General features: G+C 41.2%; 22 protein-coding genes. 8 read left to right on the top strand and 14 right to left on the bottom strand.

Features of this window, described 5'->3' with window-relative positions; genetic code table 11:
* Positions 1-5: 5 nt before the first annotated feature.
* From PSH41_RS03685 to seqA, 5 genes are all read right to left on the bottom strand, one after another.
* A complete protein-coding gene (locus PSH41_RS03685; RefSeq protein ID WP_273588306.1) occupies positions 6-983 on the bottom strand; it encodes an alpha-ketoacid dehydrogenase subunit beta in 978 nt (325 codons plus the stop codon).
* The gene (locus PSH41_RS03680) at positions 983-2,197 is read right to left on the bottom strand and encodes a thiamine pyrophosphate-dependent dehydrogenase E1 component subunit alpha (protein ID WP_273588307.1); all 1,215 of its coding nucleotides are present in this window, start codon (positions 2,195-2,197) and stop codon (positions 983-985) included. The genes PSH41_RS03685 and PSH41_RS03680 overlap by 1 nt, the downstream gene beginning before the upstream one ends.
* 265 nt (positions 2,198-2,462) lie before the next feature.
* Entirely contained in the window at positions 2,463-3,515 is a 1,053-nt protein-coding gene (gene astE / locus PSH41_RS03675) for a succinylglutamate desuccinylase (RefSeq protein WP_264389457.1), read from the bottom strand.
* Between the two features lie 79 nt (positions 3,516-3,594).
* Positions 3,595-5,232, bottom strand: coding sequence for a phosphoglucomutase (alpha-D-glucose-1,6-bisphosphate-dependent) (pgm, locus tag PSH41_RS03670; protein WP_264389456.1), 1,638 nt, complete (start codon positions 5,230-5,232; stop codon positions 3,595-3,597).
* A 10-nt stretch (positions 5,233-5,242) separates the two neighbouring features.
* A complete protein-coding gene (gene seqA / locus PSH41_RS03665) occupies positions 5,243-5,818 on the bottom strand; it encodes a replication initiation negative regulator SeqA (RefSeq protein ID WP_024033550.1) in 576 nt (191 codons plus the stop codon).
* A 344-nt stretch (positions 5,819-6,162) separates the two neighbouring features.
* Here seqA and PSH41_RS03660 point away from each other — a divergent pair, with 344 nt between their 5' ends.
* The 5 genes from PSH41_RS03660 (at position 6,163) to fur (ending at position 8,702) form a co-directional block, all read left to right on the top strand.
* A complete protein-coding gene (locus PSH41_RS03660) occupies positions 6,163-6,930 on the top strand; it encodes an alpha/beta fold hydrolase (RefSeq protein WP_054982560.1) in 768 nt (255 codons plus the stop codon).
* 95 nt (positions 6,931-7,025) lie between these two features.
* Positions 7,026-7,247, top strand: coding sequence for a DUF2788 domain-containing protein (locus PSH41_RS03655; protein WP_004586672.1), 222 nt, complete (start codon positions 7,026-7,028; stop codon positions 7,245-7,247).
* 2 nt (positions 7,248-7,249) lie between these two features.
* Positions 7,250-7,528 carry a LexA regulated protein gene (gene ybfE, locus PSH41_RS03650; protein ID WP_004586673.1) on the top strand — a complete coding sequence of 93 codons (279 nt, stop codon included), beginning with the start codon at positions 7,250-7,252 and terminating at the stop codon, positions 7,526-7,528.
* A gap of 14 nt (positions 7,529-7,542) precedes the next feature.
* Positions 7,543-8,070 carry a flavodoxin FldA gene (fldA, locus tag PSH41_RS03645; RefSeq protein ID WP_004586674.1) on the top strand — a complete coding sequence of 176 codons (528 nt, stop codon included), beginning with the start codon at positions 7,543-7,545 and terminating at the stop codon, positions 8,068-8,070.
* 188 nt (positions 8,071-8,258) lie between these two features.
* Complete coding sequence (gene fur / locus PSH41_RS03640; RefSeq protein ID WP_004586675.1) at positions 8,259-8,702, top strand: ferric iron uptake transcriptional regulator; 444 nt, start codon at positions 8,259-8,261, stop codon at positions 8,700-8,702.
* 123 nt (positions 8,703-8,825) lie between these two features.
* On the opposite strand, the gene glnS is transcribed toward fur, so the two are convergent.
* The gene (glnS, locus tag PSH41_RS03635) at positions 8,826-10,490 is read right to left on the bottom strand and encodes a glutamine--tRNA ligase (RefSeq protein WP_273588311.1); all 1,665 of its coding nucleotides are present in this window, start codon (positions 10,488-10,490) and stop codon (positions 8,826-8,828) included.
* A 208-nt stretch (positions 10,491-10,698) separates the two neighbouring features.
* Between glnS and PSH41_RS03630 the strand changes: the two genes are divergently transcribed.
* Entirely contained in the window at positions 10,699-11,769 is a 1,071-nt protein-coding gene (locus PSH41_RS03630) for a DUF3083 family protein (RefSeq protein ID WP_273588312.1), read from the top strand.
* Between the two features lie 62 nt (positions 11,770-11,831).
* Here the strand turns inward: PSH41_RS03630 and sucD are convergent, their stop codons facing one another.
* The 8 genes from sucD to sdhC form a co-directional block, all read right to left on the bottom strand.
* Positions 11,832-12,704: a succinate--CoA ligase subunit alpha gene (sucD, locus tag PSH41_RS03625; RefSeq protein WP_004586678.1), complete on the bottom strand. Its 873-nt coding sequence runs from the start codon at positions 12,702-12,704 to the stop codon at positions 11,832-11,834.
* Positions 12,704-13,870: an ADP-forming succinate--CoA ligase subunit beta gene (gene sucC / locus PSH41_RS03620; protein ID WP_004586679.1), complete on the bottom strand. Its 1,167-nt coding sequence runs from the start codon at positions 13,868-13,870 to the stop codon at positions 12,704-12,706. Before sucC ends, sucD begins: the two co-directional genes overlap by 1 nt.
* 177 nt (positions 13,871-14,047) lie before the next feature.
* On the bottom strand, positions 14,048-15,571 hold the full coding sequence (gene odhB, locus PSH41_RS03615) for a 2-oxoglutarate dehydrogenase complex dihydrolipoyllysine-residue succinyltransferase (protein WP_024033546.1): 1,524 nt from the start codon (positions 15,569-15,571) through the stop codon (positions 14,048-14,050).
* 3 nt (positions 15,572-15,574) lie between these two features.
* Positions 15,575-18,394: a 2-oxoglutarate dehydrogenase E1 component gene (locus PSH41_RS03610; protein WP_004586681.1), complete on the bottom strand. Its 2,820-nt coding sequence runs from the start codon at positions 18,392-18,394 to the stop codon at positions 15,575-15,577.
* 89 nt (positions 18,395-18,483) lie between these two features.
* Positions 18,484-19,200, bottom strand: coding sequence for a succinate dehydrogenase iron-sulfur subunit (locus PSH41_RS03605; RefSeq protein ID WP_004586682.1), 717 nt, complete (start codon positions 19,198-19,200; stop codon positions 18,484-18,486).
* Positions 19,201-19,210: 10 nt separating this feature from the next.
* Entirely contained in the window at positions 19,211-20,983 is a 1,773-nt protein-coding gene (sdhA, locus tag PSH41_RS03600; RefSeq protein WP_004586683.1) for a succinate dehydrogenase flavoprotein subunit, read from the bottom strand.
* The gene (gene sdhD / locus PSH41_RS03595; RefSeq protein WP_004586684.1) at positions 20,984-21,331 is read right to left on the bottom strand and encodes a succinate dehydrogenase, hydrophobic membrane anchor protein; all 348 of its coding nucleotides are present in this window, start codon (positions 21,329-21,331) and stop codon (positions 20,984-20,986) included.
* Entirely contained in the window at positions 21,322-21,699 is a 378-nt protein-coding gene (gene sdhC / locus PSH41_RS03590; RefSeq protein WP_084554498.1) for a succinate dehydrogenase, cytochrome b556 subunit, read from the bottom strand. Before sdhC ends, sdhD begins: the two co-directional genes overlap by 10 nt.
* Positions 21,700-22,115: 416 nt before the next feature.
* Between sdhC and PSH41_RS03585 the strand changes: the two genes are divergently transcribed.
* Entirely contained in the window at positions 22,116-23,402 is a 1,287-nt protein-coding gene (locus PSH41_RS03585) for a citrate synthase (RefSeq protein WP_004586686.1), read from the top strand.
* 110 nt (positions 23,403-23,512) lie between these two features.
* On the top strand, positions 23,513-24,739 hold the full coding sequence (locus PSH41_RS03580; protein ID WP_273588313.1) for an aminotransferase class V-fold PLP-dependent enzyme: 1,227 nt from the start codon (positions 23,513-23,515) through the stop codon (positions 24,737-24,739).
* Positions 24,740-24,752 lie beyond the last annotated feature (13 nt).

Raw genomic sequence — 24,752 nt, 5'->3', positions numbered from 1 at the left:
ATCCCCTAAAAATCCATTGATCGTTTAATTGCGGCCATTACTTTTAGCGCATCAGGCACATATTCTTTTTCAAGTGCTAATGGGTAAGGTGTATCTAACCCACATACTCGCATAATAGGTGACTCAAGGTGTAAAAAGCACTCTTGCTGAATAGTCGCCGCAATTTCGGCACCAAAGCCATTGGTAATAGGCGCTTCGTGGCTTATCACTAAACGTCCTGTTTTAGTGACCGACTTAGCAATTGTCTCAACATCCCAAGGTAATATGCTTCTAAGGTCAATCAGCTCACAACTAATGCCTTGTTCATTGGCTTGTTTTGCTGCGTTTTCAACAATTTCCATTTGCGCGCCCCACGCAAGTACAGTGATATCTGTACCTTCTTGTACTACTTCGGCTTTACCCAGCTCAATGCTGTAATCATCCTCTGGTACTTCGCCGGTAGAAGCGCGGTATAAACGTTTAGGCTCGAAGAAAATAACGGGGTTATCGTCTTTAATACTTGCTCGTAGTAACCCTTTTGCTTGGTACGGATTACGCGGTACCACTATTTTTAACCCTGGCGTATGGGCAAAGTATGCCTCTGGCGATTGTGAATGATATAAGCCCCCCGCAATACCGCCACCATACGGTGTTCGTATCGTTAAATTGCCCACGTTAAATTCATTACCACTGCGGTATCTAAACTTGGCAGACTCATTAACTATTTGGTCAAATGCCGGAAAAATATAATCAGCAAATTGTATTTCAGCAAGTGCAGGCGCGCCAAACGCGGCTAAGCCATTGGCAAAACCTAAAATACCTTGCTCTGTAAGCGGTGTGTTAAATACGCGGTGTTTACCGTACTTTTCTTGCAAACCTGAGGTCGCCCTAAAAACACCACCAAAATAGCCAACATCTTCACCAAAAATACACGCCTGAGGGTGCTCATTCATGGTGATATCGAGTGCAGAATTAATTGCGTGTAGCATGTTCATTTTAGCCATTACTTAATTCTCCCTGCTGTGATTGGGTACGCATCTGGGTGCTGCTTTATATGTGCTTTTAAATCGTTATATTGGCGCTCAAGTGAAGGAATTGGCGTATCGTAAACATCTGATATTAGCTCTTCAAGCGCTGGCTTTTGCACTTTTTCAGCACGTTTAAGGGCGGCTAAAATATCTTCACGAATAGTGTCTTTCGCTTTAGCATCGTCCTCTTCGTTTAACCACTCTTGTTTGATCAACCATTTTTTAAATTTATCAATTGGGCAAACTTTATGCGTGGCCTCTTCATCTTTTGAGCGATAACCACTTGGATCATCTGAGGTTGAGTGAGCACCTAATCTGTACGCTATTGATTCAATTAATACCGGCTCGCCCTGCGTTGCTGCAATTTCGCGGGCCTTTTGTGTTGCTGCAAACACGGCTAATGCATCTGAGCCATCAACTCGTATGGTTTTAATGCCATACCCTACGCCTCGCGATGCTATACCATCGCCTTTAAATTGCTCATCTGCAGGTGTTGATATTGCATACCCGTTATTACGTGCAAAAAATATAACAGGGGCTTTGTGTACCGCAGCCATATTTAAACCCGCATGAAAGTCACCTTCAGATGCTGCGCCCTCACCAAAGTAACAAATAGTCACATTATCTATGGTGCTTGCAAGTTCGCCGGTTTTTGCGTTAATGTGTTTTACTTTTTGCCCGTAGGCATACCCTGTAGCTTGAGGAATTTGCGTACCGAGGGGCGATGATATGGTCATATAATTTAATTCTTTTGAACCATAATGAATCGGCATTTGGCGGCCTTTTCCTAAATCTAACTCATTAGAAAACATTTGATTCATAAATTGGTCAAGCGTAAATCCGCGGTAATGCAAAGCGGCTTGCTCGCGGTATTGCGCCATAATCATGTCATCTTGATCAAGTGCGGCAGCAGAGGCTGTAACAGCGGCTTCTTCACCTAAACATTGCATATAAAAGCTTACGCGGCCTTGGCGCTGCGCCCCTTGCATCCGCTCATCGAGTAGGCGAATAAAACGCATTGTTTCGTATAGTTTAATCGCTGTGTGTTTAGAAATAGTCGGTGCGGTAGCACTAGGATGAATGTCGCCGTCCTCAGTTAAAATACTAAGGGTTGGAATAGTTAGCGCATGACCGTCTATAAACTCGAGGTCGTGGTTAATATTCAGCGATACGTTATTTGGATTACTCATAACCTACCTTCTCTTGTTGTCTGTGATACAGCACCCCTTTTAAGTTTTTATTATGGGTGAGGCTTGCGAATAAACTTTGCAGCATCTGCGCTGTATTTAATTAAAGCTGCCACCACCTTACGTTAACGTAAGATGTTATTCAACAAGTGTAAGACGAAACAAAAGTAAAATACGATTAAAAAGATGGAAAGTTAACTGTACGCATTTATTAAACTAATAAAAACATACAGTTAAATATTTAAGGTAAGTGGTCTGATGAGTTTTATTAGACGAAATTACTATCTACTTGCATAGGAATAACGGTAAGCAATGCCCTTTGCCCAAGCGCAACGTGCGCATTTGGAAAAATAATAGCTTCCCCTTCCACATCGGCATAATAAGGGGTATCGCCGTCTGTTGCTAGCAACTCACCTTTAGCAAACCCTGTGAAATTTTCTGCATCATCAGAAAACGGAAAGCTAAAGTCCTGCTGCGTTCTATTAATTGTGCGATGCACGGCAAACAGCTCAAAATCACTTGCATTAAATTGAGGGTATTGGACTTCTTTTTGGCTAATTAATGCAGTTAGCGTTTGCTTGGTTTTTGCAAAGCGAGCCATGTCGTTTTCACCAAACGGTTTAACTTGACCCAGTTCAACGGTAAATGAATCAGCGCCATGAACAAACGAAGAATAGTAACTGAATGTGGTTGCCGGTGATTTCATCATTAATACGGTATTTACACCGCAGCTAAGTAAAAATTGTAACTGTGATTTTTTCCATGGTTTACCATGAAGATAAGGATACACAGCGAATTTTTCATTTTTTGAGCCACGTATAGCAGTATGTAAATCATAATGATAACGTGCACTGCCTTGCTCACCTCGTGTAAAAAAGTCAGTTACATACTCTTCTAGTTTTGCTGCGCGTTTGCGCTCATCGTTCATTGGCACACCTTCAACAGTGTGGTGGCCGTTAAACAAACGGTTTAGGTTTTCTTCTACAAAACGCAGGCCAATATTTATTGATTTTGGATTACCAAATATAAAGAGCACACGCTGATTTAATGCAAGCTCACCTTTTATTATGGTTTTTATTAGCTCGTCACATATTTCTATAGGTGCGGTTTCGTTACCGTGTACAGCGCTTGAAAGCACAACATCTTTTGTTGTTGTACCCTGAGGTTGAAATTCAATAACACCTGTATCGTGAACAGTTACGCGCGTGCCATGTACTAGCGTGAATTCACTTGCCTCTAAATGCCATTCATTGTCGCGACTGAGTGTTAAAAAGTCGCCGCTATTTATTAGTTCATTTAAATAATCTGGTTTGGCTAACATGATAAGCCCTTTTATAGTGTGAGAGATACAAACAAAAACGGCTGAATAAATCAGCCGTTTTTAAATAGTGTAAGCCGTGTTAGCTGATCACAGAATCAACTAATTGCTTCGCTTCTTTTTCTAGTAGTGCTAAATGCTCTTCACCTTTGAAAGACTCAAGATAAATTTTATAAATATCTTCAGTACCAGAAGGACGCGCTGCAAACCAGCCGTTTTCAGTCACTACTTTTAAGCCGCCAATGGCCGCATCATTGCCAGGGGCATGAGTCAATTTTTGTAAAATAGGTTCGCCAGCTAATGTATCGGCTTTAACATCGCTTGCACTAAGTGCTTTTAAACGTGACTTCTGCGCACTGCTAGCAGGGGCATCTAAACGCTTATATAGTGGAGAGCCAAATTCTTGCTCTAGCTCTTTATAAAGCGCTGATGGTGTTTTACCCGTTACTGCGAGTATTTCAGCTGCAAGTAACCCCATAATAAAACCGTCTTTGTCGGTACACCATACGCTGCCATCAAATCGTAAAAACGCAGCACCAGCACTTTCTTCGCCACCAAAGGCAAGCTTGCCTTTGTTTAAGCCATCGACAAACCACTTAAAGCCTACCGGCACTTCTTTAACTTTACGCTCATTACGAGCTACTACGCGGTCAATCATTGAGCTAGAAACCAGCGTTTTGCCAATTTCTACACTGCTGTCCCAGTCGCGGTGTTTTAATAAATAATCAATCGCTACCGCTAAAAAGTGATTAGGATTCATTAACCCATCTGGGGTAACAATGCCATGGCGGTCGTAATCTGGGTCGTTGCCAATAGCAATATCAAAGTCGTCTTTTAATTTAATTAAATTAGCCATTGAGTAAGGTGATGAACAATCCATACGAATTTTGCCATCTTTATCAAGTGGCATAAATGCAAAACGCGGATCAACACTGTCGTTTACTACGGTTAAATCTAAATTATATTTTTGCGCTATTAATGGCCAAAAGTTAATACCAGAGCCACCTAGCGGGTCAATACCTACTTTAATACCCGCATCGCTAACGGCTTTTAAATTAACGATACTTTCTAAGTCGTTAATGTATGGCGTCATTAGGTCTTCGTATTTAATAAACCCTGAACGCGATGCTTTAGCAAATGGAAACAGCTCAACTTCTACTAAATCTTCTAATAGTAATTGATTTGCTCTGTCTTCAATCCATTTAGTTACGTCGGTATCTGCTGGGCCGCCGTTAGGTGGATTGTATTTAAAGCCACCGTCTTCTGGCGGGTTATGTGAAGGCGTTACCACAATACCGTCGGCTAATTCGTTAGGATTTAATTTGTTATGGCAAACAATAGCATGGCTAATGACAGGGGTTGGCGTGTAATCGTGATTTTGCTGGGTAATTACTTGCACCTCATTAGCCACTAATACTTCTATGGCAGAGTTAAAAGCAGCTTCACTTAATGCATGCGTATCTTTACCTAAAAAAAGCGGACCAAAAATGTCGTTTTGCTTTCTGTAGTCACAAATAGCTTGTGTAATGGCTAAAATATGAGATTCGTTAAACTTAACATCGTAAGAGCAACCACGGTGACCCGACGTACCAAAAGCAACACAATGCTCTGGGTTTTGCTCTAAGTCTGGCTCATTTAAGTAATAAGCCGATACCAGTTTTGGTACGTTAACTAAAGTTGAATGTGGCGCAGTTTTCCCAGCACCTGAATGAATAGCCATGTTTATTTCCTTACAAGTAATCGCGAATTTCTTCTGCTTGCTCTGCTGAATAACCTAAGCACAGCGCAACCTCGTGTAGCATCATTTTTTTACGTGTCGTGTTTGAATTTGTCATTACCCAGTACTCACTGTCGGTAATGTTTTTAGGGTTCATACTACTGCCGCTATTAACTAAGTCTTCTTTGCTGGTTGCAAAGTAAACGCGGTCGCGCCCTTTTATATCAAGCACAGCACTAAACTCTTTTTTATGCGTTCTATAAAAAGCACTTAAAATAAATAAAAACCTGCCTACCACCCCTTTTTGCATTGCTAGTTCTTCTTTATTTAGAATATTAAATACATTAGCGTTTGTTTGCTTCACGGGTGTGACAACCTCTTGCTCTTGGCTGTCGTTAGTAGCTGGCGTGTCGTCAAGTGGGGCTTGAGTAGCTGTTTGGTTGTTTTGATTGTTCTTAGCAACGGGAGTGTTGTCATCACCGTTTAGATTTAATAAACGACGTAAAATAGTGGATGCGCTTTCGCCAATACTTTGTGTATTGCTAGCAATATACTGATATAACTCGTCGTCTATGTCGATTTGTTTCATGTTGTTCCTGTCATTACGGGCCACATTTTTTCTTTCCCCGTGATTATACCCAAACCAAATATAAATGCGAGTTACAACAAGCACTCGCACAAACATAACCTATAAACGCGCTAATAAAGGTGTGTTGATTATTTGCTTATAAACCCAATGTAGTAATTAACAGCTTTTAAAAGTACTACCCATATTATTATCTCCATTAGGCTGGTAACACCAAAGAGCCCATAACTGGCGTAAAAATAAACGGTGTTACCCCATAAAAGGCGCGTGCAGAGCAGTTAACCGTTATATCTTTTGCTTTTTAGGGCAATGCTCGGCAAACTAAGCCAAAATTTTAGGAGGCGGTCATGCTATTAAACTATAAACAATACGGTGAAGGTCCGGATGTAGTGATCATTCATGGTTTATTTGGCTCTTTAGAAAACCTAAATGTTATTGCAAAACCATTGAGCGAGCACTTTAGGGTAACGAATGTAGATTTGCGTAACCATGGCGCTTCACCGCACAGTAATGAAATGAACTACCCTGCAATGGCCGCAGATATTGTTGAGCTAATGAACGCGTTAAATATTAACAATGCGCACCTGATTGGCCATTCAATGGGCGGTAAAGTGGCGATGGAAGTGGCGCTAATGCATAGCCAAAAAGTAAATAAGCTGGTGGTACTTGATATTGCCCCTGTGAGTTACCCTGCCCGCCACACACAAATTATTAATGCACTAAAAAAAGTGGCAACTAGCCAGGTTACTGATAGAAAACAAGCTGATGCTATTATGAGCGAGTACATTAATGAGCTAGGTGTTAGGCAGTTTTTACTAAAAAGCTTAGCTAAAAACGACGATGGACAGTTCAAATGGCGATTTAATTTAGATGTACTTGATGAAAAATATTCGACAATCACAGCCAATGTTAATGAAAATAATTCTTGTTTGTGCGATACTTTGTTTATCAAAGGTAACGATTCTGATTACATACTGCCAGAATACCGCGATGAAATAACAAAGCGCTTTAAAAATACACGAGCAAAAATTATACACGGTGCAGGACATTGGCTTCATGCACAAAAACCCGCTGCAGTTAATAAAGCAATAAATGACTTTTTAACAGGGCTTTAATGCAATTTTAATCATGTGTTTTTGGTTATCCGTACTAAATTAATGCATATTTATATGCTATAGTACGCGCCGTTTAATTTAAAGGTTATACGTTGATGGTCAGTCAGTTTATTAACGAATTTGATACCCTAGGGTTGTACTTTGGCTTAGCCGGTATTTTTGTATTCATCGGCCTGGCAATTAAAGACGTACTTAATAGTGGTAACGTACCTAAGTTTGGTCGCTACATTGTGTGGGGCGTCCTCTTTTTAGGGTGTTCTGGCTTTATTGCGAAAGGACTTATACAAGTTTTTTGGCAAGGTGCAGGTGTAGGTTAGGCATGGCGAAGTCAGAAACAGATAGAACAACTCCCGATTTATTTGAATACGAAAAGCGCCCAGGCAGGCCTAAAACGAACCCTTTACCAAGGGATATGCAGTTAAAGGTTAATAAACGTAATCAAATAAAACGAGATAAAGCACGCGGTTTAAAGCGTGTAGAATTTAAAGTTTCATCACAGTTATATCAGGCACTGAGTGATATGGCAGATGCACAAAATATTAGCCGTAGTGCGCTGATTGAAACAATTTTACAAGAAAGATTGGCTATTGATAGATAAAAGGTTTGAAGTCCATGGCAAGTGTAGGCATTTTTTTCGGAAGTGACACAGGTAATACAGAACACGTAGCAAAAATGATCCAAAAAGAATTGGGTAAAAAGCTTGTGGCTGTACACGACATTGCAAAAAGCTCTAAAGAAGAGATTGCAGAGTTCGATTTAATCTTATTCGGTATTCCTACTTGGTACTACGGTGAAGCACAATGTGATTGGGATGACTTTTTCCCTGAGCTTGAAGAAGTAGACTTTGAAGGTAAGCTAGTGGCTATTTTTGGTTGTGGCGACCAAGAAGACTACGCAGAATACTTTTTAGACGCTATGGGTATGATCAACGATATCGTTACCGAGCGCGGTGCTATTGTGGTTGGCCATTGGTCTAGTGAAGGCTACGACTTTGAAGCATCTAAAGGTATGGCTGATGACACGCACTTTGTAGGCTTAGGTATTGATGAAGACCGCCAACCTGAATTAACAGAGCAACGTGTTAAAGCATGGTGCGCACAAGTATATGATGAAATGTGCTTAAGCGAACTAGCAGACTAACCTTCCCCCCTTTTATCGCTAACTGTTTAAATAATTATCAAACAGTTAGCGACTTTAGAATTAATAGCAAAATTGATCAATTGTTCTTTGCACTCAGTGCTTAGGCGCGTTATCCTTGTTATTGCTAATGTGTCGTGTGCATCTGTAAGAGATGTCTAGTATAACCAAACAAATTTGAGACAGATTTAATGACTGATCATAACTTGGAACTTAAAAAAGCCGGTTTAAAAGTAACTTTACCGCGTATTAAAATCTTAGAAATTCTACAATCTCCAGATAACCAACACATCAGCGCTGAAGATGTATACAAAATTCTTTTAGATTTAGGTGAAGAAATTGGTCTTGCGACTGTTTACCGTGTATTAAACCAATTTGATGACGCAGGTATTGTAAGCCGTCACCATTTTGAAGGCGGAAAGTCAGTATTTGAACTTTCTGGCAGCACTCACCACGACCACCTAGTGTGTTTAAAATGTGGCAAAGTTGTTGAATTTGAAGATGACTTAATTGAACGTCGCCAGTTAGAAATAGCCGAAGAAAACGGTATTACACTAACAAATCACTCTTTATACCTATACGGTGAGTGTCAAGACAAAGCAGCGTGTAAAGCATTTAGCGATTCAAATAGCTAATAACGCGCTATAGTAATAAAAAAACCTGCTATTGCAGGTTTTTTTGTGTTTAAAATTAAGCATTTAAACTGTGTTTAATACCAATTTGCAATAATATATTATGCAAATTGGTATTTTAAAGCGTTACTGCTTCTCGATTTTAGCCCATGAATCTCTAAGACCAACCGTTTGGTTGAATACTAAATTTTCTGACTTTGTATCACGTGAGAAATAGCCGGTACGCTCAAACTGGAAGCCTTGTGCTGGTTCGGCTTTAGCAAGCGATGCTTCTAGTTTTGCATTTTCTAATACAACTAACGAATCAGGGTTAAGTGTTGATTCGAACTCTTCAGCTGCACCTGGGTTTGGTACATTAAATAAACGGTCATACAATCTAACTTCTGCATTAACCGACTCAGGCGCAGAAACCCAATGAATAACCCCTTTTACTTTACGACCGTCGCTTGGGTTTTTACCTAGTGTTTCGTTGTCGTAAGTACAGTAAATAGTGGTAATTTCACCATTTTCATCTTTTTCTACACGCTGGGCTTTAATTACATAAGCACCACGTAAGCGTACTTCTTTATTAAGTACTAAGCGTTTAAATTTATTATTCGCTTCTTCGCGGAAATCTTCACGCTCAATGAAAAGCTCACGAGTAAACGGTACTTCACGACGCCCCATTTCTTCTTTATTAGGGTGGTTAGCTACCGACAATGTTTCTACTTTTTCTGCATCAAAGTTTTCTATTACAACTTTAACTGGATCGAGTACTGCCATTGCGCGTGGTGCGTTTTCATTTAAGTCTTCACGGATACACGCTTCAAGCATGCCCATTTCAACCATGTTTTCTTGCTTAGTCACACCGATACGTAAACAGAACTCACGTATTGAAGCCGGTGTATAACCACGACGACGTAAACCAGCAATAGTTGGCATACGTGGGTCATCCCACCCTTCTACATAGTTATTTACAACTAAGTCGTTTAGCTTACGCTTAGACATAATTGTGTATTCAAGATTTAAGCGCGAAAACTCAATTTGCTGTGGGTGGCACTCAAGGCTGATATTATCAAGTACCCAGTCGTATAAACGACGGTTATCTTGAAACTCAAGTGTACACAATGAATGGGTTATCCCCTCAAGCGCATCAGAAATACAATGTGTGAAGTCATACATTGGGTAAATGCACCACTTGTCACCTGTTTGATGGTGATGAGCAAAACGAACGCGATAAATAATTGGATCGCGAAGCACCATAAATGAGCTTGCCATATCAATTTTAGCGCGTAGAACACACTCACCTTCTTTGAATTCACCCGCGCGCATTTTTTCAAACAAGGCGAGGTTTTCTTCTACTGAGGTGTCTCTGTATGGGCTATTTTTACCCGGCTCTTTTAACGTACCGCGATACTCACGCGCTTGATCGGCCGTTAAAAAACAAACGTACGCTAAGCCTTTTTCAATAAGCTCTACTGCATAGCCGTATAGGGTATCAAAATAGTTTGACGAATATTTTATCTCACCACTCCAGTTGAAGCCTAACCACTGCACGTCTTCTTTGATTGAATTAACGTAGTTAATATCTTCTTTTTCTGGGTTTGTATCATCAAAACGTAGGTTACATAAACCATCGTAATCTTTTGCAATGCCAAAATTCAAACAAATTGATTTTGCATGGCCAATATGTAAAAAGCCATTTGGTTCAGGTGGAAAACGTGTATGCGTAGTTGCATGTTTGCCACTTGCTAAATCTTCATCAATTCGAGTTCTTATAAAGTTACTTGGGCGATTCTCAATTTCCGCCATAGGAGTGCGATCCTCTGAATATTCGTGATAACAAAACTAATGCATTATTACAAAAACAAACACTAACATACAGCACTAGATGCGGGTTTATTCTAGTTATTATGGCAATGGTGCATTAGTTTATTACTTAAATTTGTTTTAGCGCAATATTTGAGTCATGAAAGGCATTTATAGTACCTAAACTTAAGCTCCTTAAAAGGATTCAAAGATGGCCAGTTCTACACAACACAGAGTTTATATTCCAACAAATGCGCGAGCTAATCACTATTTACTCGCTGAAATTACACCCACTGATGACTTTTACACTAGTTTTAGCGATATCGATAGTTGCTATACCCGCATTGCCAAGCAACTATTTGCAGGCTGTGATGAATACGAGCTACATAATGTACACCTACTCGCTAACGACAAATTACCCGTTGTCAGATTTCATGATGAGTCGTATCAATTAGAAACAGCTAAGCAAATGTTGTTTTTTTACAACCCGCGTTACCACGAGGCGCACAAACTACACTACACCCCTACTTTTAAAAGTAAAAAAATTCGCTTGTTATTTTTAGCTACCGGTGATGATTTGCGCGCAAGCTCGGCACAATTTCACAGCAGGGTGCAAAAAGTGTTAGATAATTTACAAACACAATTATTTATTGAACAACCCCAGTTTAAGCTTCGCGATCATCAGCATTTAACCTATGACTTATTTGCCAAGAGCAAAGGCTGTAACCAAAGTTACGGCTACAAACTTAGAAGCCTATACCCTCGTTATTTAGCTCGCCAATGTAAAATACCCGCCGAGCATGCAGAAATGACCTATGCAACGTTTTCTATACCGGTTTCGCGCGGCATTAAAACGCAATTTCAAAGCTTAATAAATAAAAATAATTACACTGAGTTTTATAACTACTTCGCCCAATCATTTAAAGGGTGCTGCGAGCGATACGAATTATATCACGGCGCTATGGTTGCTAATGGTGCAAGGCCCATAGTGCGTAATAGCCAAATAGATAAAAATGATGGGAATTCAGAATTACAAAAAATAAGTTTTGATGTGAATGGCACAGCCACGCAAATACATATTTTTTTCAATGCTGAAAAGTTAGTTGAGTCACTACATTTTGTGATTGTTGCCACCCATAAAGATAAACATGAAATGGGCTACGGCCGCTTTATGAATCAAGTAGAAAAAACAATACACGCTATGTGCTCAGAGCTGGCAATAAATAAAGAACGACAAGATTTATCAGTACGGTTTTTTCAACACATTAGTTACCCATACTAATTTTTAAGCCAATAACAAAAAGGCTCGCAAATGCGAGCCTTTTTAAAGATTAAGCAAACTGATTACCAGCCTGTTTTCTCTTTAAGTGCTTTACCGATATCAGCAAGTGAACGTACAGTTTGTACGCCAGCAGCTTCTAGTGCAGCAAATTTCTCATCAGCAGTACCTTTACCGCCTGCGATGATTGCGCCAGCGTGACCCATACGCTTACCTTCTGGTGCAGTTACACCAGCAATGTAAGAAACAACAGGCTTAGTTACGTTAGCTTTAATGTACTCTGCAGCTTCTTCTTCTGCAGTACCACCAATTTCACCAATCATTACAATTGCTTCAGTTTGTGGATCTTTTTCGAACATTTCTAGCACGTCGATAAAGTTAGTACCTGGGATTGGGTCGCCACCAATACCAACACACGTAGACTGACCAAAACCAGCGTCTGTAGTTTGTTTAACCGCTTCGTACGTTAAAGTACCAGAGCGAGAAACAATACCTACTTTACCAGGCTTGTGGATGTGACCAGGCATGATACCAATCTTAGTCTCACCAGGAGTGATAACACCTGGACAGTTAGGACCGATCATACGAACACCAGAGTTATCAAGCTTAACTTTAACGTCAACCATGTCTAGTGTTGGGATACCTTCAGTGATACAAACAATTAGCTCGATGCCCGCATCGATAGCTTCTAAGATTGCATCTTTACAGAACGGTGCTGGTACGTAGATAACTGACGCTGTTGCGCCTGTTTCTTTAACTGCATCGCGTACTGTGTTGAATACTGGAAGACCAAGGTGCGTTTGACCGCCTTTACCTGGGCTTACACCACCAACCATTTGTGTACCGTACTCAAGCGCTTGCTCAGAGTGGAAAGTACCTTGGCCACCAGTGAAACCTTGACAGATAACTTTTGTATCTTTATTGATTAATACAGACATTATTTGCCCTCCGCAGCAGCTACAACTTTCTCAGCAGCGTCTGTTAGTGATTCAGCAGCGATGATATCTAGGCCAGAGTTCTTAAGAACGTCACGACCTAATTCAGCGTTAGTACCTTCTAAACGTACAACTACAGGCACGTTTACACCTACTTCTTTAACTGCGCCAATGATACCTTCAGCAATCATGTCACAACGTACGATGCCACCAAAGATGTTAACTAAAACAGCTTTTACGTTATCGTCAGAAAGGATGATTTTGAATGCTTCAGAAACACGCTCTTTAGTCGCGCCGCCACCAACATCTAAGAAGTTAGCTGGCTTGCCGCCGTGTAGGTTTACGATGTCCATAGTACCCATAGCTAGGCCTGCACCGTTAACCATACAACCTACGTTACCATCTAGTGCTACGTAGTTAAGCTCGAAGCTTGCTGCGTGAGCTTCACGTGCATCTTCTTGAGATGGATCGTGCATTTCACGGATTTTTGGTTGACGGTAAAGTGCATTACCATCGATACCGATTTTGCCGTCAAGACAGTGAAGGTTACCTTCATCTGTGATTACTAACGGGTTGATTTCAAGAAGAGCGAAATCAAAATCGTTGAACATGTTGCCAAGACCCATAAAGATCTTAACGAACTGCTTCATTTGTGTAGGGTTAAGACCCAGTTTAAAACCTAACTCACGTGCTTGGTAAGCTTGAGGACCCACTAATGGATCGATCTCTGCTTTGTGGATAAGCTCTGGAGTTTCTTCAGCAACAGTTTCAATTTCAACACCGCCTTCAGTAGACGCCATGAAAACAACTTTGCGAGAAGCACGGTCAACAACTGCACCTAAGTACAATTCGTTAGCGATATCTGTACAGCTTTCTACTAAAATTTTAGCAACAGGCTGACCATTTTCGTCTGTTTGGTAAGTAACTAAGTTTTTACCTAACCAGTTAGCAGCGAATTCTTTTACTTCTTCGATTGTTTTAACTAGCTTAACACCGCCAGCTTTACCACGGCCACCTGCGTGAACCTGAGTTTTAACAACCCACATATCACCGCCAATTTTTTCGGCAGCTGCTGCAGCTTCTTCAGGTGTATCGCAAGCGAAACCTTGAGAAACTGGTAAACCATATTCGGCAAAAAGTTGTTTTGCCTGATACTCATGCAAATTCATGATGCTTTATCCAATTTTTTATACTAAAAGAGCTGAATATTTATGCAAATAAACAGCTATCCCAAATTGCGCACCTAGTATAGATCCCAAGGCTTAACATGAAAACCCCAGTAACACCAAAGGCGCAAAAAAAAAGCTGTGAATTGTCATTCACAGCTTATATTTCATACTACTCGATTAAACATCCAGTAATAAGCGAGTTGGATCTTCAAGTAACTCTTTAATAGTCACTAAGAAACCAACAGATTCTTTACCATCGATTTGGCGGTGATCGTAAGATAGTGCCAAATACATCATAGGAAGAATTTCAACTTTACCATTTACAGCCATAGGACGCTCTTGGATTTTGTGCATGCCCAAGATTGATGACTGTGGTAAGTTAATAATAGGTGTAGAAAGTAACGAACCAAATACACCACCGTTAGTAATGGTAAAGTTACCACCTGTCATATCGTCAAGTGTTAGTTTACCGTCACGGCCTTTAAGGGCTAATTCACGAATACCTTTCTCGATTTCAGCAACAGATAGTTTGTCGCAATCTTTAAGTACTGGTGTAACTAAACCACGTGGTGTAGATACAGCGATGCTGATATCAAAGTAATTGTGGTAAACAATGTCGTCACCATCAATTGATGCATTTACGTCAGGGAAACGCTTAAGTGCTTCAGTTACTGCTTTCACGTAGAAAGACATAAAGCCTAAACGAATACCGTGACGCTTCTCGAATACTTCTTGGTACTGCTTACGAAGGTCCATAATAGGTTTCATGTTTACTTCGTTAAACGTAGTTAACATTGCTGTTGAGTTTTTCGCTTCTAATAAACGATTAGCAATGGTTTTACGTAAGCGCGTCATTGGTACACGTTTTTGTGTACGGTCACCCATAGGTGCAGCAGGTGCTGAAGCGGCTTCTTTTTTAGCAGCTGGAGCAGGTGCTTTTAAGAAAGTATCAACGTCTTCTTTAGTTACACGGCCATTTTTACCTGTGCCTTTAATTTTAGACGCATCAAGCCCTTTTTCAGCGATTAAACGACGTACAGACGGCGTTAACACATCTGAGCTATCGTTAGACTCACTTGCAGCAGGCGCTTCTTCTGCTTTAGCTGCAGGTGCCGCTGGAGCGCCGCCCGCTTTAACGTTACCAATAACTTGTTCGCCAAGTACAGTATCGCCTTCTGCGTTTAGTTGCTCGCCCATGATACCGTCTTCTTGAGCTACTACTTCAAGAACAACTTTATCAGTTTCAATATCTACCAAGTTTTGGTCGCGAGTTACCGCTTCACCTGGTTGTACATGCCATGTAGCAATTGTTGCGTCTGCAACTGATTCTGGAAGTACAGGTACTTTAATGTCCACTTCTTTACCTTCTGATGCTGGAGCTGATTGCGCCGCAGGCGCGTCTTCTGATTTTTCAGGTGCGGCTTCTTCTTTAGCCGGAGCACTGTCACTTGCTGGTGCTGCATCAGCATCACCAAGTAAACCGATAACTTGGTCGCCAAGTACCGTTGCACCCTCTTCTTGTGATATTTCAGTAATTACACCGTCATTTTGTGCAACCACTTCTAAAACCACTTTATCTGTTTCAATGTCTACTAAGTTTTGGTCACGGCTTACTTTGTCGCCTACACTTACATGCCATGTAGCAACGGTAGCATCTGCAACCGACTCAGGAAGAACAGGAACTTTAATTTCTGTGCTCATTGCTTATCCTTTCTTTTGTATAGTAAGCGCGTCTGCAACGAGCGCTTGTTGTTCTTTAGTATGTACTGACATGTAACCACACGCTGGAGATGCCGACGCCTTACGCCCTGCGTAAGTCAATTTAGCACCCTGTGGGATTGCATCAATAAAGTGATGTTGCGAACAGTACCAAGCACCTTGGTTTTGTGGCTCTTCTTGACACCAAACAAAATCAGTAACGTGTTGGTAACGTTCCATAATCGTGTCCATTTCTGCATGTGGGAACGGGTATAACTGCTCCACACGTACAATAGCAATATTGTCTTGCTCAAGCTTACGACGCTCTTGTAATAGTTCGTAGTAAACTTTACCACTACAAAATACTACGCGTTCTACTTTCTCAGGGTTAATATCATCGATTTCGTCGATCATATTGTGGAATACACCTTGTGAAAGTTCTTCAAGTGAAGATACCGCAAGTGGGTGACGAAGTAGTGATTTTGGTGTCATTACAATCAATGGACGACGAAGTGGTCTAACTGATTGACGACGTAGCATAGCGTAAACTTGTGCAGGTGTTGAAGGAACACACACTTGCATGTTGTGATCGGCACAAAGCTGTAAGAAACGCTCTAAACGTGCAGAACTATGCTCTGGGCCTTGACCTTCATAACCATGCGGAAGCAAACATGTTAAGCCACATAAACGGCCCCACTTTTGCTCACCAGAGCTTAAGAACTGGTCAAATACGACTTGTGCACCATTTGCGAAGTCACCAAACTGGGCTTCCCAAAGGACTAATGATGTAGGTTCAGCTGTTGCATAACCATATTCAAAAGCAAGTACCGCTTCTTCTGATAAAACAGAATCAAATACTTCAAAGGTACCTTGGTCTTCACTTAAATTTTGAAGAGGGAGGTAAGTTGAACCATCCGACTGGCTATGTACTACAGCATGGCGGTGGAAGAAAGTACCACGCCCTGAGTCTTGACCAGTTAAACGTATATCTGTGCCTTCAGAGGCAATTGTTGCATAAGCAAGTGTTTCTGCCATACCCCAATCTAGTGGTTTTTCGCCACTTGCCATAAGCTTACGGTCATCGTAAATCTTTTTAACACGAGACTGTGCTTTATATTGCTCAGGGAACTGCGCAACTTGTTCGCCAAGTGCTTTTAGCTTATCTACCGGTACGCTTGCGTCGTACTCAACATTCCACTCATGGCCAACATATTTTGCCCAATCAGATGAGTGCGAAGTTTCTGGCTGAATTTCTTCAACAACACAGTTACCTTCATCTAAGCCGTTACGGTATTCATCAGCTAATGCTTTAATTTCACTCTCAGTGAATGAGCCTTCAGACATAAGTTGATCAGCGTAAATTAAACGCGGAACCGCATGCTTTTTAATTTTTTGGTACATAAGAGGCTGTGTTGCATTAGGCTCATCAGCTTCGTTATGACCATGGCGGCGATAACATACTAAATCGATTACTACGTCACGTTTAAACTGGTTTCTAAAATCAAGTGCAAGTTGTGTAACAAATGCAACGGCTTCAGGGTCATCAGAGTTAACATGGAAGATTGGTGACTGAACCATTTTAGCAATGTCAGTACAGTAATCTGTAGAACGTACGTCGTCTTGTTTTGAGGTTGTAAAACCAACTTGGTTATTTACAACAATACGGATACTACCACCACATGAGAAGGCATTTGTTTGCGACAAGTTAAATGTTTCTTGTACAACACCTTGGCCTGTAATCGCTGAGTCACCGTGGATAGTAATAGGTAATGCTTTGCTACCTGAACTGTCACCTAAACGGTCTAAACGCGCTCTTACTGAGCCCATAACCACAGGGTTAACAATTTCTAGGTGAGAAGGGTTAAACGCAAGTGCCATATGAACATTGCCACCTTTGGTCGCAAAGTCAGATGAATAACCCATATGGTATTTTACGTCACCAGAGCTTAACGTGTCTTTGTGTTTACCAGCAAACTCATCGAATAACTCAGATGGGTTTTTACCTAACACATTAACTAGTACGTTTAAGCGACCACGGTGGGCCATACCAATAACTGCTTCTTTTTGCCCGCTTTCGCCAGCACGGTGAATAAGTTCTTTAAGCATAGGAACTAACGCATCACCACCTTCAAGTGAGAAACGCTTAGCACCAGGGAACTTTGCACCTAAATATTTTTCAAGACCATCTGCTGCGGTTAATCCTTTAAGGATACGCAGTTTTTCTTCTTTAGAAAAAGTAGGTCGTGATTGAACAGATTCTAAACGCTGTTGTAACCAACGCTTTTCTTCTGTTGATGTGATGTGCATATACTCAGCACCAATAGAACCACAATAGGTGGTTTTAAGTGCCTGGTATAGTTCACCTAAAGGCATAGTATCGCGGCCTACGGCAAACGATCCTACGTTAAATTCGCGGTCAAAATCAGCTTTAGATAAGTCGTGGTATTCTAGCTCTAAATCTCGAACACGCTCTCGTTGCCAAATGCCTAATGGATCTAGGTTAGCATTTTGGTGTCCTCGAAAGCGGAAAGCATTAATAAGTTGTAGTACTTTAACCTGTTTAAGGTCACCGCCACTACCCTCTGCTACCACTACCTCTCTATGCTTGTTTTTAGCAAGCGCCGCAAACTGTGAACGAACTTCTGAATGCTTTACTTCAACATCCACACCATCTACTTTAGGTAATTGTTCGAACACTTCTCGCCATTCTTCTGGCACAGAAGTCGCATCATCTAAATACGCTTCATAAAGCTCTTCTACATAAGCAACGTTGCCGCCGTTTAAATGTGAAGATTCTAGCCATGCCTTCATCACACCTTCGTGCATTTATAAGCCCTTTTCTTTAGCGCAGAAATTAATAGTTGTCATAACAAGATGGCTAATAAAAATATTAGCCATCTTACGTTACTAAGTGATTAAACCGCGCGGTTTAATAACATAGATTTAATTTGTCCAATTGCTTTGGTCGGATTAAGACCCTTAGGACAAACGCTAACACAGTTCATGATACTGTGGCAACGGAACACACTGAACGCATCGTCTAAGTCTGCTAAACGTTCTTCAGTTGCCGTATCGCGGCTATCTGCCAAGAAACGGTAAGCATGAAGAAGGCCTGCTGGACCAATGAACTTGTCTGGATTCCACCAGAACGAAGGACACGATGTAGAACAACATGCACATAAAATACACTCGTAAAGTCCATCTAATTTATCACGTTCTTCAATAGATTGAAGACGCTCACCAGCCGCTGGCTGATCGTTAATTAGGTATGGTTTAACTTTTTCGTACTGAGTGTAGAACTGACTCATGTCAATAACAAGGTCACGTACCACAGGTAAGCCAGGTAAAGGACGAATTACAATAGTACCTTTGCCGCCTTTTTGCAGCGTAGATAATGGTGTAATACACGCTAAACCATTTTTACCATTCATGTTAACGCCATCAGAGCCACACACGCCTTCTCGACATGAGCGACGGAATGATAATGTTGGATCTTGCTCTTTTAATAATAAAAGTGCATCCAATACCATCATGTCCTGACCTTCCTCTGTTTGCAAAGTATATTCTTGCATACGAGGTGCGTTATCAACATCCGGATTGTAACGATAAACTGAAAATTGTACTTGTGCCATCGTCTCGCTCCTAGTAGGTACGTGCTTTAGGTGGGAACGCTTCACGCGTCTTAGGCGCGTAGTTTACGTCACGCTTGCTCATTTCATCCGTTACCGGATTGAATACTGAGTGACATAACCAGTTTTCGTCATCACGATCTGGGTAGTCAAAGCGAGAGTGTGCACCACGGCTTTCAGTACGGAAGTTTGCAGCTACTGCAGTTGAGTAAGCTGTTTCCATTAAGTTGTCTAGTTCAAGACATTCGATACGCTGCGTGTTGAAGTCTGATGATTTATCATCAAGACGTGCATGCTGCAGACGTTCACGAATTTCTTTAAGCTCTTTAAGACCTGTCGCCATAGATTCACCTTCACGGAATACCGAGAAGTTAAGCTGCATACATTGTTGTAGGTCTTTTTTGATTTGAACTGGGTCTTCACCTTGGCCAGCCGTTGAATTTTCCCAACGGTTAAAGCGTGCAAGAGACGCGTCAATATCAGATGCTGTCGGTGCTTTAGTAATTTCAACTTCGTTTAGGTATTTACCTAGGAAGTTACCCGCAGCACGGCCAAATACAACTAAATCAAGTAATGAGTTACCACCTAGGCGGTTTGCACCATGTACAGATACACAGGCAATTTCACCTACTGCAAATAAGCCTTCTACTACTTTTTCGTTGCCGTTAGCATCGATTTGTAGCGCTTGACCATTTACGTTAGTTGGAACACCACCCATCATGTAGTGACAAGTTGGTATTACTGGAATTGGCTCTTTAGCAGGGTCAACGTGTGCGAAAGTTTTAGCAAGGTCACATACGCCTGGTAGACGTAAGTTAAGCGTTTCTTCACCTAAGTGGTCAAGTTTCAGCTTAAGGTGTGGACCCCAAGGACCATCACAGCCACGGCCTTCACGGATTTCAGTCATCATTGAACGTGCTACAACGTCACGAGACGCTAAGTCTTTAGCGTTTGGTGCATAACGTTCCATGAAGCGTTCGCCATCTTTATTTAAAAGATAACCACCTTCACCACGACAACCCTCCGTTACAAGTGTACCAGCGCCTGCAATACCCGTTGGGTGGAATTGCCACATTTCCATATCTTGCATAGCAACGCCTGCACGGGCTGCCATACCAACACCATCACCCGTATTAATGTGAGCATTGGTTGTTGATGCGAAAATACGACCAGCACCGCCGGTTGCAAGTACAACAGCTTTTGATTTGAAGAAAGTGATTTCACCTGTTTCAATCTCAATTGCTGTACAGCCTACTACATCGCCATTGTCGTTTTTAACTAAATCTAGTGCATACCACTCAGAGAATACATTAGTTTGGTTTTTAACGTTTTGTTGGTATAGAAGGTGTAATAAAGCGTGACCAGTACGGTCAGCTGCTGCTGCAGTACGTGCAGCTTGTTCACCACCAAAGTTTTTCGATTGACCACCGAAAGGACGTTGGTAAACACGGCCATTTTCAAAACGAGAAAATGGTAAACCCATGTTTTCTAATTCAGTAATAGCTTCTGGGCCTGTTTGACACATGTATTCGATAGCGTCTTGGTCACCGATAAAATCGGAACCTTTAACGGTATCGTACATATGCCATTCCCAGTTGTCTTCGTGTGAATTACCTAGCGCTACTGTAATACCACCCTGTGCAGATACAGTGTGTGAGCGTGTTGGGAATACTTTAGATATTAATGCACACGTTTTGCCAGATTCGGTAATGGCAAGAGCGGCGCGCATACCAGCACCACCTGCACCAATTACTACGGCGTCAAATTCACGAACAGAATATTTCACTTAAACACCCCATAAAACGATTAGACCAATAGCTACGTAAGCAACGGCCATCAGGTTTAATACAAAGCCTAAAACAGCGCGTAGTTTAGCGTTTTTAACGTAATCCGTTAAAACTTGCCAAAGGCCAATGCGGGTATGAACCATCATGCATACAAGAGTAATAAGTGTAAAACCCTTCATTGCTAGATTAGAGAATAGGCCTGTCCAGGCTTCGAAAGTGACTTCTGGCGTTGCTAAAAAATAGCCGATAATAAAAATCGCGTATGCGGTGATTACTAGTGCCGTGGTACGTAAAGATACGAAATCTTGTACACCATCACGTTTAAGAGTTGCTTGATTTAAGACCATATCCACACCCCTGCCAGTACGGCAAATACAACGCCAAGTGCCATTGCAATTTTAGCGCTAAGGTTACCTGATTCAAGTTCTTCCCAGTGGCCCATATCCATAATGATGTGACGGATACCACCAATAAGGTGATAACCCAATACAGAAAGTGTGCCCCAAGCTATGAATTTGGCAATGAATCCGCTAAACAGACCCTTGACGAATTCAAAACCTTCAGCTGAAGAAAGAGACTCAGACCAAGCCCAAATGACAAACGTTAAAGCAAAAAATAATGCAACACCGGTGACGCGGTGAAAGATTGATGCTTTAGCCGTTGCCGGCATAGATATAGTTGTTAGATCTAGATTTACAGGTCTTTGCTTTTTCACAGTTACTTGCCCATCTTGCTCACATTGGAGCTCATCTACTTGTTTTTCTAAAACCCACCAAAATTTCTGGTGGAACTATCAAAGTAAACGTGTCAATACAGCAAAAGTTCACAAATCTGCAAAAATTACGCTGTAAAAATATGTTTACCTAAATACAAAGCGGTTTAAAACCTCCGATAGTATATATACCCAAAGGTTGTTTTACAATTCTTGTTTAGTTAGAGACGTTTGCGAATTAGCCGATAGTATAATATTTAATTAATACCGAATATTTATTATACATATATGCATAATGTTTATAAAAATTGACTTTAACCCCCTCTTTCACGTTAAAATGCGAAGATGTGCTTAAAACAAGATTTCAGAACTTTAAAAATCTAAAAATCAGAATAGATATCTTAATAGGAGATACATAGATGGCAGATAAAAAAGCCACAGTCCATATTGATGGACTAGATCCAATCGAACTTCCAATTTATCAAGGCACTGCTGGCCAAGATGTGATCGACGTACGTACGTTAGGTTCACACGGTCACTTTACTTATGACCCAGGTTTCATGTCGACTGGCTCTTGTGAATCTGCAATCACCTACATTGATGGTGGTAAAGGTGTATTACTTCACCGTGGTTACCCAATTGAGCAATTAGCTGAAGACTCTAACTACATCGAGCTTTGTTACTTACTATTAAACGGTGAGTTACCAACTAAAGAGCAATACGATGCATTTGCAAAAGAAATCACGCACAACACAATGCTTGATGAGAAAATTGCTAACTTTTTCCAAGGTTTCCGCTTCGATGCTCACCCAATGGCAATGCTATGTGGTGTAGTAGGCGCATTATCTTCTTTTTACCACGAAGATCTTGATATTACTGATGCAAGCCAACGTAAAACAAGCGCGATTAAACTTGTCGCTAAATTACCGACTATTGCAGCTATGGCGTACAAAACAAACATTGGTCAACCGTTTGTTTACCCACGTAACGATTTAAGCTACGCAGAAAACTTCTTACACATGATGTTCTCTGTACCGGCTGAAGAATACAAAGTTAACCCTGTGACAGCTAAAGCAATGGATAAAATCTTCATGCTTCATGCTGATCATGAGCAAAACGCTTCAACGTCAACAGTACGTTTAGCAGGTTCTTCAGGCGCTAACCCATATGCATGTATTGCAGCGGGTATCGCATCTCTTTGGGGCCCTGCTCACGGCGGTGCTAACGAAGCATGTTTAAACATGTTAGAAGAGATTGGTTCTGTTGATCGTATTGATGAATACGTAGCAAAAGCAAAAGATAAGTCTGATCCGTTCCGTCTCATGGGCTTTGGTCACCGTGTTTACAAAAACTTCGACCCACGCGCTACAGTAATGCGTCAAACGTGTCACGAAGTATTAGAAGAGCTTAACATTCAAGATCCGCTTCTTGATATTGCAATGAAGCTTGAACAAATTGCCCTTGAAGACCCATACTTTGTAGAGAAGAAACTTTACCCTAACGTTGATTTCTACTCAGGTATTATCTTAAAAGCGATTGGTATTCCAACAAGCATGTTTACTGTAATTTTTGCAATGGCACGTACTGTTGGTTGGATCACTCACTGGGATGAGATGCTATCTCAACCTGGTCATAAGATCAGCCGCCCTCGTCAAATGTATACTGGTTACACGCAACGTGACTTCGTATCAACTGACAAGCGCTAAGCTTAGTTAGTTAAAAAAGGCCGCTTTTGCGGCCTTTTTTGTGCGCTTTGCTTGTCAATTTTATGAAACCGATTACAATTCCTGCCTAAATTTATAGATGTTGAATAGCCATGCCTTCTCAAGAGTTTGATATAACAAAAATCCGCAACGACTTCCCTACTCTAAACCAAACCCTTAATGGCAACCCTTTAGTTTATTTAGACTCTGGCGCAACGTCGCAAAAGCCACAAAGCGTTATTGATGCAACGACTCGTTTTTATAATTTAGGCAACGCAAACGTTCACAGAGGCCGCCATACTTTAAGCGAGCGCGCTACAGAACAATATGAAGAGGCAAGATTAAAAACAGCGGATTACTTTAACGTAAATGCTAAAGAAATCGTCTGGACAAAAGGCGCGACAGAGGCGCTAAATTTACTTGCTCATGGCCTACAAAGGCAAATTACAGGTGAAGATACGGTATTAATTACCCCCCTTGAGCACCACGCTAATATTGTACCTTGGCAGGTATTAACACAAAATACCGGGGCTACGCTATCTGCACTCCCCCTTGAGCAAAACGCGACGTTTAATATAGCGCGCTGTATAGACATGATCACGCACACTAAAGCAAAGGTGCTGTGTATCAGCCAAGCATCTAACGCATTAGGTAATATTACCAATTTAGCGCCATTAATAGCTGCAGCGAAAGCAGTCGGCACGTTAGTTGTTGTTGATGGCGCACAAGGAGCCATGCATTTACGCCCTAATTTAAAGCAGCTTGGATGTGATTTTTATGTATTCTCAGCGCATAAAATGCTTGGCCCTACGGGTGTAGGGGGCTTATATGGTCGCTATGAATTACTTAATGCGCTTACCCCGTATCAAACGGGTGGTGAGATGATAGATACTGTAACCCTTGAAAAAACCACCTACAGAGACGCTCCTGCTAAATTTGAGACCGGCACCCCAAATATAGCTGGCGTCATTGGCTTTAGTGCAGCAATTGATTATTTATCAGCCCTAAACATACAACAGTTACAGCGCCATGAGCAGGCTATTTTTAATTATGCAGCTACTCAGTTGAGTAAAATTGACGGTATTACTATCTATAGCGACCTAAACAACAATATTGGCACCCTTAGTTTTAATTATAAAAGTGAACACCCTTACGATTTGGCAACTTTGCTTGACGGATTTGGTATTGCAGTACGCAGTGGACACCATTGTACGCAACCATTAATGCACCATTTAGGGGTAAAAGGCACTGTTCGAGCAAGCTTTGCATTTTATAATACCCATCAAGATGTTGATAATTTCATCAATGCCTTGAAAGAAACGATTGAATTATTAGACTAATTTAGGATAACTC

Source organism: Pseudoalteromonas sp. CST2 (assembly GCF_028599385.1).
Lineage (GTDB): Bacteria > Pseudomonadota > Gammaproteobacteria > Enterobacterales > Alteromonadaceae > Pseudoalteromonas > Pseudoalteromonas atlantica.
This window is presented reverse-complemented; position numbering and strand designations above follow the sequence as displayed.